At 72.4% G+C, this 18736-nt stretch carries 16 protein-coding genes and 1 pseudogene; 15 read left to right on the top strand and 2 right to left on the bottom strand.

Translation table 11 applies throughout. The features are described 5' to 3' along the window. The first annotated feature begins 120 nt into the window (after window positions 1–120). The 8 genes and pseudogenes from IE206_RS06255 to IE206_RS06220 all read left to right on the top strand — a co-directional run bounded on the left by IE206_RS06255 (window position 121) and on the right by IE206_RS06220 (window position 9809). On the top strand, window positions 121–1557 hold the full coding sequence (locus tag IE206_RS06255) for a hypothetical protein (RefSeq protein ID WP_189961001.1): 1437 nt from the start codon (window positions 121–123) through the stop codon (window positions 1555–1557). Then, window positions 1539–2632: pseudogene (locus tag IE206_RS06250) on the top strand (ARPP-2 domain-containing protein). The gene IE206_RS06255 and the pseudogene IE206_RS06250 overlap by 19 nt, the downstream one beginning before the upstream one ends. 121 nt (window positions 2633–2753) lie before the next feature. Then, complete coding sequence (gene glnII, locus IE206_RS06245; RefSeq protein WP_189961000.1) at window positions 2754–3785, top strand: glutamine synthetase; 1032 nt, start codon at window positions 2754–2756, stop codon at window positions 3783–3785. A gap of 411 nt (window positions 3786–4196) precedes the next feature. After that, complete coding sequence (locus IE206_RS06240) at window positions 4197–4781, top strand: winged helix-turn-helix domain-containing protein (protein WP_189960999.1); 585 nt, start codon at window positions 4197–4199, stop codon at window positions 4779–4781. Window positions 4782–5147: 366 nt separating this feature from the next. Further along, complete coding sequence (locus tag IE206_RS06235) at window positions 5148–6413, top strand: sensor histidine kinase (RefSeq protein WP_189960998.1); 1266 nt, start codon at window positions 5148–5150, stop codon at window positions 6411–6413. After that, the gene (locus IE206_RS06230; RefSeq protein WP_189960997.1) at window positions 6398–7045 is read left to right on the top strand and encodes a LuxR C-terminal-related transcriptional regulator; all 648 of its coding nucleotides are present in this window, start codon (window positions 6398–6400) and stop codon (window positions 7043–7045) included. The genes IE206_RS06235 and IE206_RS06230 overlap by 16 nt, the downstream gene beginning before the upstream one ends. A gap of 74 nt (window positions 7046–7119) precedes the next feature. Continuing rightward, complete coding sequence (locus IE206_RS06225) at window positions 7120–8265, top strand: methyltransferase (RefSeq protein ID WP_189960996.1); 1146 nt, start codon at window positions 7120–7122, stop codon at window positions 8263–8265. 155 nt (window positions 8266–8420) lie between these two features. After that, the gene (locus IE206_RS06220) at window positions 8421–9809 is read left to right on the top strand and encodes a DUF1996 domain-containing protein (protein ID WP_373300870.1); all 1389 of its coding nucleotides are present in this window, start codon (window positions 8421–8423) and stop codon (window positions 9807–9809) included. 51 nt (window positions 9810–9860) lie between these two features. On the opposite strand, the gene IE206_RS06215 is transcribed toward IE206_RS06220, so the two are convergent. After that, complete coding sequence (locus IE206_RS06215) at window positions 9861–10244, bottom strand: hypothetical protein (RefSeq protein WP_189960994.1); 384 nt, start codon at window positions 10242–10244, stop codon at window positions 9861–9863. 98 nt (window positions 10245–10342) lie between these two features. On the opposite strand from IE206_RS06215, the gene IE206_RS06210 reads away from it, so the two are divergent. From IE206_RS06210 to IE206_RS06180, 7 genes are all read left to right on the top strand, one after another. After that, window positions 10343–10924, top strand: a complete 582-nt coding sequence (locus tag IE206_RS06210) for a rhomboid-like protein (protein WP_189960993.1) — start codon at window positions 10343–10345, stop codon at window positions 10922–10924. Window positions 10925–10952: 28 nt separating this feature from the next. Further along, window positions 10953–11747 carry a tyrosine-protein phosphatase gene (locus IE206_RS06205; protein ID WP_189960992.1) on the top strand — a complete coding sequence of 265 codons (795 nt, stop codon included), beginning with the start codon at window positions 10953–10955 and terminating at the stop codon, window positions 11745–11747. 77 nt (window positions 11748–11824) lie between these two features. Beyond that, on the top strand, window positions 11825–13765 hold the full coding sequence (locus IE206_RS06200) for a hypothetical protein (protein WP_189960991.1): 1941 nt from the start codon (window positions 11825–11827) through the stop codon (window positions 13763–13765). Between the two features lie 81 nt (window positions 13766–13846). After that, entirely contained in the window at window positions 13847–14734 is an 888-nt protein-coding gene (locus IE206_RS06195; protein ID WP_189960990.1) for a metal-dependent hydrolase, read from the top strand. Window position 14735: 1 nt separating this feature from the next. Then, the gene (locus IE206_RS06190) at window positions 14736–15800 is read left to right on the top strand and encodes a PDR/VanB family oxidoreductase (protein WP_189960989.1); all 1065 of its coding nucleotides are present in this window, start codon (window positions 14736–14738) and stop codon (window positions 15798–15800) included. A gap of 23 nt (window positions 15801–15823) precedes the next feature. Continuing rightward, entirely contained in the window at window positions 15824–16537 is a 714-nt protein-coding gene (locus IE206_RS06185; protein ID WP_189960988.1) for a TetR/AcrR family transcriptional regulator, read from the top strand. Between the two features lie 22 nt (window positions 16538–16559). After that, window positions 16560–17081, top strand: a complete 522-nt coding sequence (locus IE206_RS06180) for a GNAT family N-acetyltransferase (RefSeq protein WP_189960987.1) — start codon at window positions 16560–16562, stop codon at window positions 17079–17081. Here the strand turns inward: IE206_RS06180 and IE206_RS06175 are convergent. Further along, window positions 17047–18660 carry a fused response regulator/phosphatase gene (locus IE206_RS06175; protein ID WP_226598783.1) on the bottom strand — a complete coding sequence of 538 codons (1614 nt, stop codon included), beginning with the start codon at window positions 18658–18660 and terminating at the stop codon, window positions 17047–17049. The genes IE206_RS06180 and IE206_RS06175 overlap by 35 nt on opposite strands. Window positions 18661–18736 lie beyond the last annotated feature (76 nt).

Here is an 18736-nt window from a genome sequence, read left to right as displayed (position 1 = left end):
GTTTCCCGGGCCGGCCGCGGGACTCCGGTGCGACTTCCGGGACTTGCCTCTACAGCAAACATTTCGCTGCTCGCGCCCCCATTCCCCGGCCGGCTTCCACTTCACGCACGGGGGACCTCCATGGCTCAGGAGAGCTACGCCGACCTCGTGGCGGCCGAGGACGTGCTGCTCTTCGTCAATGCCGCCGTGACCGCCACCGGGCAGCGCGAGTTCCGCTCGGCCGCCGGCGAGCAGCGGCTCTCGCTCGCCTTCCTCCACGAGTACGTGCGGGTCAACTACCGCAGGGTGTACGCGGCCGTGCTCGCCCTGGACATCAACGACCACAACGCGGCGCTGATCGTCCGCCATCTCCTGGAGAGCGCGGGCGAGGCGAGCCCCGAGGAGAAGCGCACCGAGGGCCGCCTGATCGCGGCCCGGCTCGCGGTGCTCCCGCCGCAGCGGGTCTACCGGCTGCTGCGCGCGCTGCGGACGGCGAAGGTCAACAACCGGCGCACCCGCGCGATCTTCCGCGACTGGCTGGCGGCCCGCCCGGACCCGGCGTTCGACGCGGTGAAGTACCGGGGCGGCCTGAAGTCCGCGGCCCGCCATGCCCATCTCCCTTACGACGGAGGGGAGTTGGGGGACTTCCTGTTCCGGCCCGGCCACCGGCCCCGCTACGAGCACCCCCTGCTCGACGCACACCGCCGCGCGCACTACGAGCAGGGCGCCCTGTACGAGCTGCCGTTCACCGTCGCCGAGGGGTTCGCGGCCCGGCACGGGGTGCCGCGCGAGGTGTTCCTGGAGCGGATCGCGCCGCGCACCACCCGCCTGGAGCGGCTGCGCGTCCAGGCGCGGGCCGGGGCCGCCCCCGCCGACCTGGCCACCATGCCGCTGACCCGGCTCGCCGGTTACGTCCTCTCGCTCGGCCTCGACGAGCGGGCGCGGCGCCGGGCCGAGCTGACGGGCGCGCTGCGGGCCTCGGCGCTGCGCGCGGCCGGGCCGCACGCGGGAACGTGGGGCCGCGTCTCGGCGGTGCTCGACGACAGCTACTCCTCCGCCGGCTCGGGCGAGAAGCGGCGCCGCCCCCTCGCGGTGGCTCTGGCCTGCCACTTCCTCCTGGCCGCGCTGGCCGGCGCGGGGGCGTACCGCGGCCGGTGGACCTCGGGCGGCACGGATCCGCTGCTGGTCCGGCCGTTCGGCGCGACGCCGATCGGCTCGTGCGTCCTGGACGCGCTCGACGACTCCCCCGAGCGGCTCGTGATCGTCTCGGACGGCTGGGACAACGCGCCGCCGGGCCTCGCGGGCGAGGTGCTGCGGGTGTGGCGCACCCGGCTCGACCCGGACCGCCGCACCCGTGTCGTCCATGTGAACCCCGTATACGACGCGGACGGCTTCGACGTGCGCCGCCTCGCCCCCTCGGTGCCCACGGCCGGCATCCGCGACGCGGAGGACCTGCCCGCCCTGGTGGAGGTGGCCGAGTTCGCCGAGGGCCGCACGGGCCTGGCCGAGCTGTACACGTATCTGGACCGCCGCACCGCCGACTTCACCCAGGACAGCCGATGCCCTCGCTCGACCTGACCGGTCTCACCGCCGGGCCCGCCCAGGTGTGGGGCGGCATCCGGCTCGTGCCGCTGCTGCGCGCGGAGGCGGTGGAAGGGCTGCGGCTGAGCCGGGAGGCGTACGGGGACCCGGCGGGCGCGGAGGTGCGCCTGAACGACACCACCCGCTACACCTCGTACGTCCCGCACGGCTTCGTGGCCGACTGGTCGGGCGAGGGCCCCTCTGCGGCGTACGGCACGCGGCTGGGCGACGGGGTGCCGAACCGGGTGCCGCTGCACCGGATGGCGAAGCGGAGGCCCGGCGACCGGCTGCGCTTCCTGCCGTTGCACCTGGCCCTGGAGGGCTATCTGGCACTGCACTTCGGCGGCCCTTCCGTGCAGCGGGACACCTGGTCGCGCGCGGCGCTGCGCAGCGGGCTCTCGCCGCGCGTGGAGAGCGCCTACCTCGGCGCCAGGTGCCCGGGCTCGCCGACGCGCTGCGGGTGTTCGAGATCCACCCGGGCCAGTGCGGTGTCCTCGTGTACGCGGCGGACGCGCTCGGCGCCGCCTTCGCGGTGCCGCACCCGGACGACTACCGGGCGCTGCACGCCACCCTGCTCCAGGACCTGTTCGGCGAGCTGATCCACCAGTACGCGCAGTACGGCCGCCCGGTCACGGAGTTCACCGCCCGCATCGACGACCGCCGGGTGCGCAGTCTCGCGGACCTGCGGGCGGCGGCCCGCGCACAGGAGCGGGCCTGGCGCGAGGCGCACGACACGGTGATGGCCGCGGAACTGTACGACACGTCGTACGCGTTCAGCCGGGTGTACCGGATGGGCGGCTTCGACCTGTGGCGCTTCCTGCCGCCGTTCCACCGGGGCGGCGCCGCCCAGCACATCGGCGAGGCGATCACCGACCGCAAGGGCAGGGTGGCGTATCTGAAGACGTTCCGGCTCTCCGAGAACCAGGTGCGGCGCGGCCATCTGCTCCAGAGCCTGGCCGCCCACGACTGGGATCCGGTACGAACCGCCGAGGCGCTGGGCACCGCGGTGGAGGAACTGACGAGGCGGATCCGCACCGCGGGCTTCGCGGCGCTGCTGCGGCACCCCAGGTAACACCGGGTTCACAAACGGGCAACGGACGGGAAATGCCGGGGTGTGAGGCTGCCGGGCATACAGCAGCGCCGCAGCGTGGCAGCGCGCAGGCACCCCGCAGCTCCCGCAAAGGATGGCTTTTGTGACGTACAAGGCCGAGTACATCTGGATCGACGGCACCGAGCCGACCGCCAAGCTCCGTTCCAAGACGAAGATCATGGCCGGTTCGCCCGTCGCCGTCGCCGAGCTGCCGATCTGGGGCTTCGACGGGTCCAGCACCAACCAGGCCGAGGGCCACGCGTCGGACCGCGTCCTGAAGCCGGTGTTCTCCTGCCCGGACCCGATCCGCGGCGGCGAGCACATCCTCGTGCTGTGCGAGGTCCTCAACATCGACGGCACCCCGCACGAGTCCAACACGCGTGCCCTGCTGCGTCCGCTCGCCGAGCAGTTCGCGGCGCAGGAGCCGATCTTCGGCATCGAGCAGGAGTACACCTTCTTCGACGGCGACCGCCCGCTCGGCTTCCCCGTCGGCGGCTTCCCGGCGGCGCAGGGCGGCTACTACTGCGGTGTCGGTGCGGACGAGATCTTCGGCCGCGACATCGTCGAGAAGCACCTCGACCACTGCCTCGCCGCGGGCCTCGGCATCTCCGGCATCAACGCCGAAGTGATGCCCGGCCAGTGGGAGTTCCAGGTCGGCCCGCTCTCCCCCCTTGAGGTCTCCGACCAGCTGTGGATCGCCCGCTGGCTGCTCTACCGCACCGCCGAGGACTTCAACGTCTCCGCCACCCTCGACCCCAAGCCGGTCAAGGGCGACTGGAACGGGGCGGGCGCGCACACCAACTTCTCCACCAAGGCCATGCGCGAGGGCTACGCCGCGATCATCACCGCGTGCGAGGCGCTGGGCGAGGGCTCCAAGCCCATGGACCACGTCAAGAACTACGGCGCCGGCATCGACGACCGCCTGACGGGCCTGCACGAGACCGCCCCGTGGGACCAGTACAAGTACGGCGTCTCCGACCGCGGCGCCTCGGTACGCATCCCGTGGCAGGTCGAGGTGGACCAGAAGGGCTACATCGAGGACCGCCGCCCCAACGCCAACGTCGACCCGTACGTGGTGACCCGCCTCATCGTCGACACCTGCTGCACCGGCCTGGAGAAGGCCGGCCAGGTCTGAGTCCCGATGCGATGCGCGAAGGGCGTCCACCGCTGATGCGGTGGGCGCCCTTCGGGGTTCTGTCGTGGGAGGGGTTCCCTCATGGGGGTTCCCGTGGGGGCTCTCTCGCGGAGGGGAGGATTCCGGTCACGCTGTGCCGAGGATCCGTATCAGTCCGTGGGAGGGGGCTCCTGCTGCGGGCGGATCGTCTGGTTGAATGGGGACATGGCCAGCATCCAGAACCCCGCGACAGGTCGCAGCGACCTCGAGCCGTTCTGGCCGTCGCGCCAGGACCACGATTTCGACCGGGTGTGTTGCCGCGCGACGAACGCGCCGGCCCTCTAACGCCTCGATCCACTCCAGGCCTTCGGCCCGCGCGCAACGACGTACGTCCCCTGCCGACGACTCCCCGCGCGAAAGAGCTGACCCCTCATGGCGAACACCCGTACCCTCCCCTCCGCCGACGTCCCCACCCCCCTGCCGCTCGGCCGGCACCGACTGCGGGCCGTGGACCGCGACGAGGTGGCACGTCCCGCCCCGTCCCAGGTCGTCGACTTCCTTCCGCCGGGCGCCACTTGGCTGCCCGCACCCCAGCACACCCTGCCCGCGCTGCCGGGCCAGCCGCCGATGGTCGGCTATCTGGTGCTCGTCCCGGCCGACCAGCAGCCCGCGCTGCTCGCCGCGGCGCCCGAGCCCCTGACGCCCGTCCCGGTCGAGCCCGCCTCCTTCGGCGGGGACGCGCTCGTACGGATCGACACCGTGCGGCGCACCGCCGAGGTGGACGGGGCCCAGCTCGACCTCACCTACCTCGAATTCGAGCTGCTCGCCCACCTGGTGGCCCATCCGCACCGGGTGCACACGCGCGACCAGCTGGTCACCACGGTGTGGGGCTACGGCCACGTCGGCGACGGCCGTACGGTCGACGTCCACGTCGCCCGGCTGCGGCGCAAGCTCGGGGCGGAGCATCGGGGGGCGATCCAGACGGTTCGGCGGGTGGGGTACAAGTACGCACCCTGACAGAGGAGTTGAGGGCGGGGTACCCAAGGGTGCCCCGCCCTTTCGCATGCGGCGTCTCTGCGAGGCGGGCAGAACACGGGCCGGCATGGTGGTGCTGGCAACACCCCCTGGGCGGGGGTGGGGCCCAGTGACTCCGGGCTCGCGCCCGGGCGACACTGGGAGCCAGGCCCGCCCGGCACCCAGCGCTCCGCCGGTTATGCAGTTGTTCGACTGCGGACCGATGGGGGTCCCCCCTGCTCGAACGAAGTTGAGAGCTTGGGGGAGGCTGGTCGCGCCCACGCGGCCGAGCCGCACAAGGATCGCGGCCCCGCACCCCTCGAAACGGGGCGTGGTCACCGCGGCGCACCTAAGGAGACGGGGAAGCACATGAACGCGGCCAAGGCACGGGACGCTCTGCTCGCGGGGCCACGGGGGCTCGCCCTCAGTGTCGTCTCGATCACGGGGTCGATCGTGCTCTTCACGCTCACCGTCGTCTCCATCGGTCTCATACCCATCGGCGTCGGCGTGCTGGCCACCCCGCTGGTCATCGAGCGGGTGCGGGCCCACGCGAACTTCCGGCGGGAGCTGGCCGCTCGCTGGAGCGGGGTGCGCATCCCCTCGGCGTACCGGCCGGTGCCGCACCGGCCGGGTCTTGCCGGCTGGGTCCAGCGGTGCACGGTCATGCTGCGCGACCCGGCGACCTGGCACGACCTGCGCTGGATGCTCGCCGACATGACGGCCGGGTTCGCCACCGCGCTGCTGCCGCCGGTCCTGATCCTGTACATGGCGTACGGCTGGGTCCTCGCGCTCGGCGTGTGGCGGCCGATCGCGGACGCGGGCGGCGACTGGTTCCTGTTCGTCCACGTCGTCAGCCAGGGGACCGCGTACGCGGCCGCGGCGCTGGGCACCGCGATGTTCGTGCTCGGCATGTTCGTCAACCCGGCCCTGCTGCGCGGCCACTTCCAGCTGGCCCGGGCGCTGCTCGCGCCGTCCCGCGAGGCCGAGCTGGCGCAGCGCGTGGACCGGCTCACCGAGACCCGGCACGACGCCGTGGACACCTCGGCGGCCGAACTGCGCCGCATCGAGCGGGACTTGCACGACGGGGCGCAGGCCCGCCTGGTCGCGATGGGCATGAACCTGGGCACCATCGAGGCGCTCGTCGAGACGGACCCGGCGAAGGCCAAGCAGCTCCTCGCGATGGCCCGCGAGTCCTCCGCCGAGGCGCTGACCGAGCTGCGCGACCTGGTGCGCGGCATCCACCCGCCGGTCCTCGCCGAGCGCGGGCTGGCCGATGCCGTACGGGCGTTGGCGCTGCGGCTGCCCGTGCCGACCGACGTGTCGGTGGACCTGCCGGAGCGGGCCCGCGCCGAGGCGCCGGTCGAGTCGGCCGCGTACTTCGCGGTCAGCGAGGCACTCACCAACGCGGTCAAGCACGCGGACGCGGACAGCATCTGGGTCGACCTGTCGTACGGGGCGGGCGCGCTGCGGGTGTCCGTGGGCGACAACGGCAAGGGCGGTGCGCGGACCGGGGCGGGCACCGGCCTGAGCGGGGTCGAGCGCCGGCTCGGTACATTCGACGGCGTCCTGGCCGTCAGCAGCCCCGCGGGCGGTCCCACCCTGGTGACCATGGAGATCCCTTGCGAGTTGTCCTAGCCGAGGACCTGTTCCTGCTCCGCGACGGCCTGGTCAGAATGCTGGAGGCGTTCGACTTCGAGATCCTCGCCGCCGTCGAGAGCGGACCGGAGCTGACCCGGGCGTTGACCGAACTGGAGCCGGACGTCGCGATCGTCGACGTCCGGCTTCCGCCGTCGCACACCGACGAGGGCCTCCAGTGCGCGCTCGCCGCCCGCCGCGCCCGGCCCGGCCTGCCGGTCCTGGTCCTGTCCCAGCACGTGGAGCAGCTGTACGCGCGCGAGCTCCTCGCGGACGGCAACGGCGGGGTCGGCTACCTCCTCAAGGACCGGGTGTTCGACGCGGCGCAGTTCATCGACGCGGTACGCCGGGTGGCGGGCGGCGGCACCGCGATGGACCCGCAGGTCATCCAGCAGCTCCTGTCCCGACGGGTGCGGGACGAGCCGATGGGCGGGCTCACCCCGCGCGAGCTGGAGGTGATGGAGCTGATGGCGCAGGGCCGCTCGAACGCGGCGATAGCCGAGCGTCTGGTCGTGACCGAGCGGGCGATCGCCAAGCACACGTCCAACATCTTCGTGAAGCTGGGCCTGCCGGTCTCCGACGACGACAATCGCCGGGTCCTCGCGGTGCTCGCCTACCTCGACCGGGGCTGAGGCGAGCGGGGCCGGGGTCGCGACTGCGGGGTTCGGCGGCCGTTTCGGGTTAGCCTGGCACAACAATGAACCGCATGATCACGCCCTGGGGCGAGCACGACCTGACCCGATTCCCCGAAGACCCCCGCGACCAGCTGCGGGCCTGGGACGCCGCCGACGACTACCTGCTGCGGCACCTCGCCGGGATCACGGACCTGGACCTCTCGGGAACCGTCGTCGTCATCGGCGACCGCTGGGGCGCGCTCACCACGGCCCTTGCCGGGCACGGCCCCGTCCAGATCAGCGACTCGTTCCTGGCCCAGGAGGCGACCCGGGCCAACCTGGCACGGGCTGGCTACGCGCCGGATTCCGTACGTCTCCTGTCGACGCGGGACGAGGTGCCCGAGCGGGTCGACGTGCTGCTCGTACGGGTGCCCAAGAGCCTCGGGCTCCTGGAGGACCAGCTGCAGCGGATCGCGCCGTCGGTGCACGCGGACACGGTCGTCGTCGGCACCGGCATGGTCAAGGAGATCCACACCTCGACGCTGAACCTGTTCGAGCGGATCCTCGGCCCGACGAAGACCTCGCTGGCCGAGAAGAAGGCCCGCCTGATCTTCACCACGCCGGACCCGGCGCTGGCCAGGCCCAAGAACCCGTGGCCGCTGACGTACTCCCTGGAGCTGGGCATCGGCCCCGCCTCCGGGCTCGCCGTGACCAATTACGCCGGGGTGTTCTGCGCCGACCGCCTCGACATCGGCACCCGCTTCCTGCTCCAGCACCTGCCCGAGCGCACGGGTCCGGACCACGTCGTGGACCTGGGCTGCGGCAACGGCATCGTGGGTACGGCGGCGGCGCTCTCCAACCCCGAGGCCCGGATCACCTTCGCCGACGAGTCGCACCCGGCGATGGCCTCGGCCGAGGCCACCTTCCGGATGTGTGCGGGGCCCGCGCGCGAGGCCCACTTCCGGCTCGGTGACGGGCTCGCGGACTTCGAGCCCGCCAGCGCCGACCTGGTCCTGAACAACCCCCCGTTCCACACCCACCAGGCGACGACGGACCGCACCTCCTCGCGCATGTTCGCGGACGCCCGCACGGCGCTGCGCGAGGGCGGCGAGCTGTGGGTGGTCGGCAATCGCCACCTCGGCTACCACGAGAAGCTCCGCCGCATGTTCGGCAACTGCGAACTCATGGCATCGGACCCGAAGTTCGTGGTGCTGCGCGCGGTGAAGCAGGCGCGGTAAATCCTGAGGAAGTCTCAACTCTCCTGAATCTCCTGAGGCGTTGAACGCCCCACGCTTCCCATCCGTATGGAACTGCGCGCTTCAAGCGAAGGAGTTCCATGGGACGCATCGCACGCTCACCACGAAAACGGCAAGCCCTCCCCCGCCGGATGATGATGGCCGCGGCCGCACTCATTCTGGGCGGAGGCGGGCTCGTCGCGGTCAATTTCTATGCCTCCGCCAGTGAAGGCGATTCGGGCGGTTCGGGATCGTCCGGGCACGACATGGCGCAGATGCGGATGTTGTCGACCATCGACTGCCCGGATGTGGGCAATTCCCTGTCCACCGTGCCCGATTCCGCGAAATCACGCGTGGACCGCCGGCTCGCCGACCTCGATACGCAGATCACCGACGCGTATACGAAGTTCGCCGACAACAAGGACCGCATCCAGCGCGATCCTCGCCTCGCGGACACGATGGTGCTCAACCCGCTGAAACGGCAACGCACCGATTCCATCGGCGAGATCGCGGACGCCACGGGTCAGCCGGACCTCAACGACAAGGGGCTCGCCGCCTGCACGATGCGGGCCGCCGACGTCCAGGCTTCCAATGATCAGGGCGGCAACCAGGTCGACGCCCAGGGCAACGGCCAGAACGCCGCCGACAACGTCACCGCCTCCGGCCCCGCACGCAGCGACTTCGTCGACATCCGCTCCGTACGGCCGAACGTCGCCGCCCCGCAGCCCGGGCGGGGTGCCTCCACCGGCACCTTCACCAGCGACTGCGGCCGCAACCAGAACGGCAAACGCAACCCCGACAATGTCATCGTCGCGCCGGGCGTGAGCAATGGCGCCCACCATATGCACGATTACGTCGGAAACCAGGCGACGGATGCCTTCTCCAGCGACGCCGATCTCGCCCGGGGCAACACCAGTTGCCGCAATCAGGGCGACAAGTCCACCTATTACTGGCCGGTCGTACGGGTCCTGAACCAGGGCAACGACACGGACGCCCGCGCGGACGGCGGCGGCAAGGACAAGAACGTCGGAAAGATTCAGACCCCGGTCCAGGCCACGATCCAATTGGCGGGAAGCCCGGTGAGCAAGGTCACCGCGATGCCCCGGTTCCTGCGGATCATCACGGGGGACGCCAAGGCGTTCACCAATGGCAATGCGAATGCCAATGCCTCGTGGAGCTGTACCGGATTCGAGAACCGCCAGCTCAAGGACAAATACCCGCTGTGCCCGCAGGGCAGCAAGGTGGTCCGTACCTTTAAATTCCAGAGCTGCTGGGACGGCAGGAACACCGACAGCGCCAATCACCGCACCCATGTCGCCTTCGCGGACAAAAGGGGTGCCTGTCCGGCCGGATTCAAGGCGATTCCCCAGCTCGTGCAGCGCATCGTCTACGACGTGCCCGCCAAGGCGGGCGCATTCGCCGTGGACTCGTTTCCCGAGCAGCTCCACAAGCCCGTCACCGATCACGGTGACTTCATCGACGTCTTCAGCGACCAGCTGATGGGAAAGGCGGTGAACTGCATCAACACCGGGCGCTCCTGCGCCTGACCCCCTGCGCGTGAGCGCGAGGAGGCACCTGCCGCTGCGCGGCCGACCCGGTCAGTGTCCGGAATGCATGGTCCCGGTCTCGACACTGCCACCGAGGCGGCCGTGCAGTGCCGTGACCACCGGCTGTTCGCCGACCGCCACCCACTTGCGCCCGACCAGGTAGACGCCGCCGTAGTCCCGCGCCTCGTTGATCCACTCCCGCTGGCCGCGGTCGGTGGCGAAGGTGGCGAGCACGTAACGGCCGTCCTTCGTCGTGCAGTTGGCCTGCCGCAGCTCGGCCGAGTTCGTCGAGACGACGGGCTTGCAGTCGGCCCGGGCGGCCAGTTGCTCCAGGGTTCCGCTCGCGGTCGTGGGCGCGTGCGAGGACGAACCGCAGCCGGTCACCACCGCGACGGCCACAACGACCCCAAGGACCACTCGTGCATCGTTTCGCATCACCCCATCTTGCCTTCAACTCCCGTATAAACAAGGCGACTTGGCGATTCTTCACAGACGGAGAGGCGGCCGGGTCCCCGATGGGTGATCATGGACGCATGCGTGTACCCACCCTCGCCCCCGCCTACGTCGGCGGCGTCCAGCTCATCGCGTACGCGAGCCGGCGGCTGCTCGGTGAGCGGGCCCGCCAGGACCTGCTGCGCTCGTGCTCCACCAACGTCGACAACCTGGCAGCCGGGCGGTACGGGACCCTCGCCACGAGCGCGCTGCTCGTCGAGGAGCCGATGGAACTGCCCTACGCGCTGCTCCTGCTCGCTGTACTCGGCCACGCGGAGTACGCGCACGGGGCCTGGTGGGCGGCCGGGGTGTTCCTGCTCGGCCATGTGGGCGCGACGCTCCTGGTGTACGGCGGGCTGCGCGAGGGCCGGCCCTCGCCCGCCACCCGCTCCGCCCTGGACGTGGGCACCAGCTACGGCTTCTACGCGACCCTCGGCGCGCTGACCTCGGCCCTGCCGCCCGGCCCGCTGCGTGTCGGCGCCCGGATCGCGCTGCTCGCCCTGGCCGCGAAGCCCCTCCTTCGACCGGAGCGCACCTTCACCGACGCGGGACATTTCGCGGCACTGGGGCTCGGTCTCGGGGTGGCGACGGCCGTGGACTACCGTTCGGATCGAAACCGGTAGATTTCACCCGCTCAGGAGCCGCTCGCACATGATCGCGATCCCCGCCACCACCGTCGCCAACCTGCGCGACCTCGGCGACACCCCGCTGTCCGGCGGCCGCACGGTCCGCTCCGGCCTGGTCTTCCGCGCCGGCCAGCTCGACCGCATGGACCCGGCGGCCGATCCGGCGGTGGCCGCGCTCGGGCTGCGGACGATCCTCGACCTCCGCACCGACGCCGAGCGCGGCGACCACCCCGACCGGGTGCCGGCCGGGGCCCGCCTCGTCGTCGCCGACGCGCTCGCCGACAAGGTCTCGTCGACCGACGCGCCCGCCGCCGCCCAGCTCAAGCACATCCTGGCCGACCCGGTCGTGGCCGAGGAGCACCTCGGGGGCGGCAAGGCGCAGGCCCTGTTCGCCGACACCTACCGCTCGCTCGTCTCGTCCAACTCGGCCCGCTCCGCCTACCGCACGCTCCTGACCGAGCTCACCGCCGACGACGCGGGCCCGCTGCTCTTCCACTGCACGGCGGGCAAGGACCGCACCGGCTGGGCGGCGACGGTGATCCTGACGCTGCTCGGCGCCGACGAGGCGACCGTCGAGCGCGAGTACCTGTCGGTCAACCCGGCGGTGCGCCAGGCCTTCGCCCCGCTCATCGAGGGCTTCACCGCGCAGGGCGGCGACCCCGAGATCGCGCTCGCCATCATCGGCGTCGTACCGGAGTACCTGGCGGCGGCCCTGGAGGAGGTCGCCACGAAGTACGGCTCGATGGAGAAGTACGTCCGCGAGGGGCTCGGGGTGCCGGACGAGGCGGTGGCCCGGCTGCGCGAACGACTCATCGCCTGATCGACTCGCGCCGGCGTCAACTCGCCCGAGGGGTCAGCCGGTTGGGTACGGGGTGACCATCTCCACATTCGCTCGTTTTGCTGAACGTGGCCCCAGAGCAGGACATCCTCAACCCACCCGCCCCCTCCGTCGGCGTCGAGCAGGCCGAGGCCGCGCTCGTCGAGCACTATCCGCGACTGGTGCGGCTCGCCTACCTCGTACTCCCGCCGTCGCTCGGGCGCAACCGCCGGGTGGTGACCGCGCACGCGATCGTGCAGCGCTCGCTGCCGCGCGGCCGGGGCGGCACCGGCGACGGCCCCGACGACGGCCTGATCCCCGGGGCGCGGCGGGCCGAGGGCGGCGGCCCGGGGTATGTGTACGTGCGGCGGCGCGTGGTGCGCCAGGCGCTCGAAGCGGGGCTTCCGCTGCGCCGCAGGGCCTGGCCCAAGCGGGCGCAGTTCCCGCCGCTGCTGCCGCAGGTCTGGGGCCTGAGGCTGTTCCCGCGTTCGGGCGGCGCCGATGAACTGGCCCTGGACCAGCGCCTCTCCGCCCTCTCAGGACCCGCCCGGGCGGCCTTCGTCCTGCGCGGTCTCGAGCGGCTCGGCGACGACGAGGTGTGCGCGGAGCTGAACGCGGCCGGGGTCGCCGAGGCCCGCAAGGCGCTCACCGAGGCCGACGCCACCGAGACGCAGGCCGGGCTGCTCGAATCCGCCGAGTTCGACCCCTGTTCGCTCCAGGCCCGGCCCACCGATCTGATGCGGCGCCGCCAGCACGGCCGGGCCGCGCTCGCCGCCGTCGCCGCCCTCGTGGTGTGCGGGGCGCTCATCGGCCTGCCGGGCGACGGCTGGGGGCCCGACGGCGCGGCCGCGCCGCCCTACGCGCAGAACCCGGCGGCCCAGGCCGCGCTCGACCCCGGCCATCTGCTGCGGGTCGAGCCCACGGCGTGGACGACCGCGACCCGTACGGACTTCTCGGTGTGGCCGGCCCGGGGCGATCTGCTGGGCGACGCGGGGCTGCTGCGGCGGGCGCTCGCCGTGTGGGCGCGGCCGGGCGGGTCCGTGCAGGTCTCGGCGACGCCGGGCACCCCTTCGGGTCCGCCGATGGGCGCGCCCCAACTCCTGTTCGCGGGCGATGTGGACCGGGCCGAGGTCGTGCTGCTCTACGACGGGCTGCGCATCGCCCGCTATGCCGAGCCGCGCGACGGCACGGCGGGGGCCGCGCTCGACTTCGCGCGCGTGGACGCCGCCGATGCCGCGTCCGCGAGCGCGCTCGTGGTGGGCCGGACCGACGGCAACGTGCGCTATCTGATCGCGCCCTGGGTGCACCAGGCCTCCGTACGCGATCTGCTGACTCCGGACGCCGCCGCGCGGCCGCTGCACCAGGGCAAGGACGGGGTGACCGACCCGGTCGTCTCGCCCGCTCAGGCCCGCCAGTGCACGTCCTGGGAGACGCTCGAACTCCACGACGACAGCGGGGTGCGGCTCGTCACCGACCTCGGCGAGCTCGCCCCGGCCCGGCTGACGTGGGGGCCGCCCCACGATCCGCGTGACGTCGGCGACCGCTCCGCGCGCGCGGGCTGGGCGCGCACCGCGTGTCTGCTGCCCACCGTCCGCACGCACGGGGTGCGCTCCGTCAACAACTGGCAGTTCGCCCAGCAGGCGCTGCCCGAGAACAACGGCACCGCCGACTGGATCTGCACCCGGGCCGAGACCTGGCGGGGCGCGGGCGGCCGGGTGTTCGCCCAGTTCCAGGCGCCCTCCGCCAAGCTCGCCCCGGGGGCGATCGCGGCCCGCGCCGAGAACTCCGCGGCCTGCGGGATCCGGGAAGCGCGGGTCCTTGCCGGGGTGCTGTGGAAGTCGCGCGGCGGGAACTGGTTCGTGCTCGCGGCGGGCAGCGAGCAGGTGTCGTCGGTGACCCTGTCCGGCGGGATGACCGGCAGCGGGCGGGGCAACCTCCTTGCCGTACGGGCCAAGGAGGGGGCGCGCGCCGAACTCAACGGGCGGCTCTCGGACGGGACTGCGGTCAGCAGCCTGCACTGACCGGTCCGGCCGGGGCCAATCCGTCGAACAATCCGGTGCGCACCCCTGTCGCTGCGGCGTACCCGTCAGTACATTGACGCCATGTCTAATACGCCGCAGCCCGCTCCGGTCGCGGAGGAGCGCATTGAGCTCAAGGCCCGGAACGTCTCGTTCGAGTGGGAGAAGACCCCCCTCCACTGGATACCCGGCGACCCGTTCACCGGTCACACCATCAATGTGCTGCACCTGTTGCTGCCGGCCGGTGAGCGCTGGTTCGTGCACGTGTACAAGCAGGTCCTGCCGTACATCACGGACGACCGGCTGCGCGAGGACGTCATCGGCTTCATCGGGCAGGAGGCGATGCACTCCGCCGCGCACGACGACGTACTCCCCCATCTGAAGAAGCTCGGCCTCGACCCGACCCCGTACACCGCGCAGGTGGACTGGCTCTTCGAGAAGCTGCTCGGGGACCGCACGCTGCCGCCGGGCAGGGCGCGCCAGTGGTGGCTGATGGAGCGGGTCGCCACCATCGCGGCGATCGAGCACTACACCGCGTTCCTCGGCAACTGGATCCTCAACGCCGAGACCCTGGACCGGCGCGGGGCCGACCCGATGATGCTGGACCTGCTGCGCTGGCACGGCGCCGAGGAGGTCGAGCACCGGTCGGTGGCCTTCGAGCTGTTCATGCACGTCGACGGCGGCTACCGGCGCCGGGTGCGCACCTGGGCGACCGCGTTCACCGCGCTCGCGTTCCTGTGGCAGCGCGGGGCCCGCTTCTTCATGGACAACGACCCGACGCCGACGGTCGGCAAGGCGAGCCTCGGCGCGTTCTACCGGGCCGGCAAGAAGGGGATGCTGCCGTCCACCCCCTCCATGCTCAAGTCCATCCCGCGTTATCTGAGCCGCACCTACCACCCCTCGCAGGAGGGCAGCACCGCGCAGGCCGTGGCCTATCTCGCCTCCTCCCCCGGCGCCAACGGAGGCCGCTGACATGCGCCGTGCCACCACGTTCGCCCTGGCCGCCGGGGCGGCGCTGCTCACCCGGCGCGCGCTGCGCCGCCGCATCGCCGCATCCCCGCTGTGGCCGATGCCCGCCCTGGAGGAGCCCGTCTCGGGGCGCGGCGCCCGGCGCTCCACCATCACCCTGAAGCTGACCGTCACCGAGCGCACCGAGCCCGCCGAAGGCGTCGTACGGCTGCGTCTGGAGGCTCTGGACGGCTCCGAGCTGCCCTCCTGGGAGCCCGGCGCGCACCTCGATCTGGTGCTGCCGTCCGGTCTCGTACGGCAGTATTCGCTCTGCGGCGACCCGGCCGACCGCGCCTCGTACACGGTCGCCACCCGCCTCATCGAGGACGGCCGGGGCGGTTCGCGCGAGGTGCACGAGCAGCTCCAGGAGGCGGTCGAGCTGTCGGTGCGCGGGCCGCGCAACCGCTTTCCGCTGGTGGCCGGCACCTCGTACGTGTTCGTCGCGGGCGGCATCGGCATCACGCCCATTCTCCCCATGCTCACGGCAGTTGAGGCCTCCGGCGCCGACTGGCGGCTGCTGTACGGCGGCCGTTCGCGGGCCACCATGCCGTTCCTCGACGAGATCGAGAAGCTGGGCGGGCGGGTCACCGTCGTCCCGGAGGACGAGTGCGGACTGCCGGATCTCGCCTCCTTCCTCACCAACTCCCCGTCCGGCGCGGCCGTTTACTGCTGCGGGCCCGATCCGCTGATGGACGCGGTCACCGCAGCGCTCGGCCCCGGGCGCACCCCGCACCTGGAGCGGTTCGCGCCCGGCGCGGCCCCGGCGGGCGCCGCCTTCGAGGTCGAGCTGCGCCGCTCGGGGCGCACGCTGGCCGTCCCGGCGGACAAGTCGCTGCTCGCCGCCGTGCGCGAGGAGCTGCCGGGCGTCTCGTACTCCTGTGAGCAGGGCTTCTGCGGGACCTGCCAACAGCGGGTCCTGGAGGGCGAGATCGACCATCGCGACGAGCTGCTCACGGATGCGGAGCGCGACAACTCGATGCTGATCTGTGTATCGAGGTGCCTGGGCAAGAAGCTGGTGCTCGATCTGTAGGGCCTCGTAGGTACTCTGTTCGCATGACGACCGGGGTACGGCGCAGGATGGGCGTCGACGAGCGCAGGCAGCAGCTGATCGGGGTCGCCCTGGAGCTGTTCAGCCACCGCTCGCCCGACGATGTGTCCATCGACGAGATAGCGGCGGCCGCGGGGATATCGCGGCCGCTGGTGTATCACTACTTCCCCGGCAAGCAGAGCCTGTACGAGGCCGCGCTGCGCCGGGCCGCGGACGAGCTCGCGGGCCGCTTCATGGAGCCGCACGAGGGCCCGCTCGGCGCCCGGCTGCTGCGGGTGATGGGCCGGTTCTTCGACTTCGTCGACGAGCACGGGCCCGGCTTCTCCGCGCTGATGCGGGGCGGCCCGGCGGTCGGCTCGAGCACCGCGAACGCCATGATCGACGAGGTGCGCAACGCCGCCTACCTCCAGATCCTGGCGCACCTCGGCGTCCAAAAGCCGCCCGCCAGGCTGGAGTTGGTCGTACGGTCCTGGGTCTCGCTCGCCGAGTCGACGGCGTTGATCTGGCTCGACGGGCGGCGGATTCCGCGCGGCGAGCTGGAGTTGCAGCTGGTGCACGACTTCGCGGCGCTCGCCGCGGTGAGCGCCGCCTACGACCCCGAGATGGCCGCGATCGTGCTGCCCATGCTGGCGGACGAGCCCGCCGACGGCCCGTTCGGCGAGCTGGTGGACCGGCTCGGCGCCCTGCTCCCGCTGGTCCCCGCGCCGCGCGTGCACTGAGCCCTGCGGCATGATCGACGGCATGACGTCCCCACTCGTCCTCGATCTCGCCGACGACTCCGATCTGCCCGCGCTGACCTCGCTGTACGACGGCGCCGCGCGCTGGATGCTCGACCACGGCATCGACCAGTGGCAGCCCGGCGGCAAGGACGCCGAGCACTTCCGGCTGCGCATGAAGGAGGGCGAGGTGTGGCTCGCCCGCACCGCCGGTGGCGAGGCTGTCGGGGCGTACGAGCTGTGGTGGCAGGACGAGCCGGCCTGGGGCCCGCAGCCGCCGGTGGCCGGCTATGTGCACCGCCTGATGGTGGACCGCGCGGCCGCGCCGTCCGGCACGGGGAAGGCCCTGCTCGACCACGCGGAGGAGCGGATCGCCGCGAACGGCCGCCCGCTGTGCCGCCTGGACTGCCGCTCCGACAACGCGGTTCTGCTCCGCTACTACCAGGCCGCGGGTTACGCCGTGGTCGGCGAGCTCGCGACGAAGACCGATGGCGGGAGCGCCCCCTACGCGGTCACGCTGATGGAGAGGGCCCTCGGCCCGCGCTGAGGCGCAGGGCGAGCAGGGCCACGTCGTCCTCCAGGTCGTCGCCGAACCGGTCGAGCAGGGTGTCGCAGAGCGCCTCGGTGCCGGGCGGGGCGGCGGCCGCGGTGCGCCTGAGGTCGTCCAGCGAGTCCGCGAGGTCGGTGCCGCGGCGCTCGACGAGTCCGTCCGTCACCATCAAAAGGCCGTCGCACGAACCCAGTTGGAGCCGGGTCGAGGGCGGGTGCCGCAGGCCGAGGCCGAGCAGCGGGCCCCGCGTGTCGATGAACGAGGCCTCGCCCCGGTGGGGCAGGAGCAGCGGCGGGAGATGTCCGGCGTCGGCGATGCGGGTCTCGCCCGTGTCCGGGTCGATGAGGGCCAGGCACAGGGTCGCGGTGGCCTCGGGGTGGTAGTGCTGGAGCATCCGGTCCAGGCGCCGGACCAGGGCGGCCGGTTCGTGGTGGTCGGTGGCGTACGCGCGCAGGGCATGGCGGAGTTCGACCATGACGGTGGCCGCGTCCAACGAGTGCCCGACGACGTCGCCGACGCCGACGAGGAGTCCCGCGGGCGTGTTGAGCGCGGTGTAGAAGTCGCCGCCGATCTCGGCGCGGCTGGAGGCCGGAACGTAGCGCAGGGCGATGTCGGCGCCGGGCAGCCGGGGTGCGCTCTGCGGCAGGAAGCTGCGTTGCAGGGTGAGCGCGATGTGGCGTTCCTCGGCGTAGGTGCGCAGGGATTCCGCGGCGACGGCCAGGGACTGGGCGAGCCGGGAGAGCAGTTCCTCGGTCTCCTGGCCGTACGGCAGCCGGGCCGGTACGGCGAGGCAGACGGGCGGCTGGTCGGCCTTGCCGCGGGCGAGCACCAGGCGGGCCCCTTCGATGCCGAAGAGTTCCGGCGGCCACAGCGGGGCCGGGGCGAGCACGGAACGTACGCCGGTGCAGCCCGCCATGGCGCGGCGGAGCAGCACGGCGAGCGCGGGGATCTCGGTGGCCTGGGCCGGGCGGGCCACGCCGCCCGCGTGCAGGAAGGCGTTGGTGCCGAACACGAACGCGGTGACCGGGCCCGAGGTGAGCGGTATGGCAGCGGCGGCCGCCGCGTCGGCGAGTTCTTGCGGGCAGCGGGCCAGGTGCAGGGCGGCGGTCGCCTCGGCGAGGCGGCTGAGCCGGCCGGCCAGGGCGGCCGACTCGTGGCGCAGCCGGGCGCCGCGCAGCGCGGCCCGGATGACGGCCTGGATCTCCTCGGGCTCGACCGGCACGGTGAGATAGGCCTCGGCGCCCGCGTCCAGGCCCCTGCTGCGGTCGTGCGGAGTGATGGAGGCGGCCGAGAAGTGCACGACGGGCATGGGCGCTGTGCCGGGGTGGGACTTGATGCGGCGGCACAGTTCGAAACCGTCCAGGTCGGGCAGGCCCACGTCGACGAGCGCGGCGTCGGGCAGCGCTCCCGCGCGCAGCCGGGTGTCGAGTTCGACGAGCGCGGCCGAGGCGGTGGAGAGCGATACGACGCGGTGGCCCGCGCGGCTGAGCACGGCGCCCATGGCACAGCGGTTGGCGTCGACGTCGTCGACGACCAGGACGGTCGTGTCCCGGGCCGTCGACAGGGGCATCGCCATGGTTCACCGCCGATCGTCTCCCACGGCCCGTCACACGTGGCCTGCTTCACTCCCTGACACGGGTCCGCCACCCACC

Source organism: Streptomyces violascens, from assembly GCF_014649955.1.
GTDB lineage: Bacteria > Actinomycetota > Actinomycetes > Streptomycetales > Streptomycetaceae > Streptomyces > Streptomyces violascens.
Note: the sequence above shows the minus strand (reverse complement) of the source record. Positions and strands in the feature narration are given on the sequence as shown.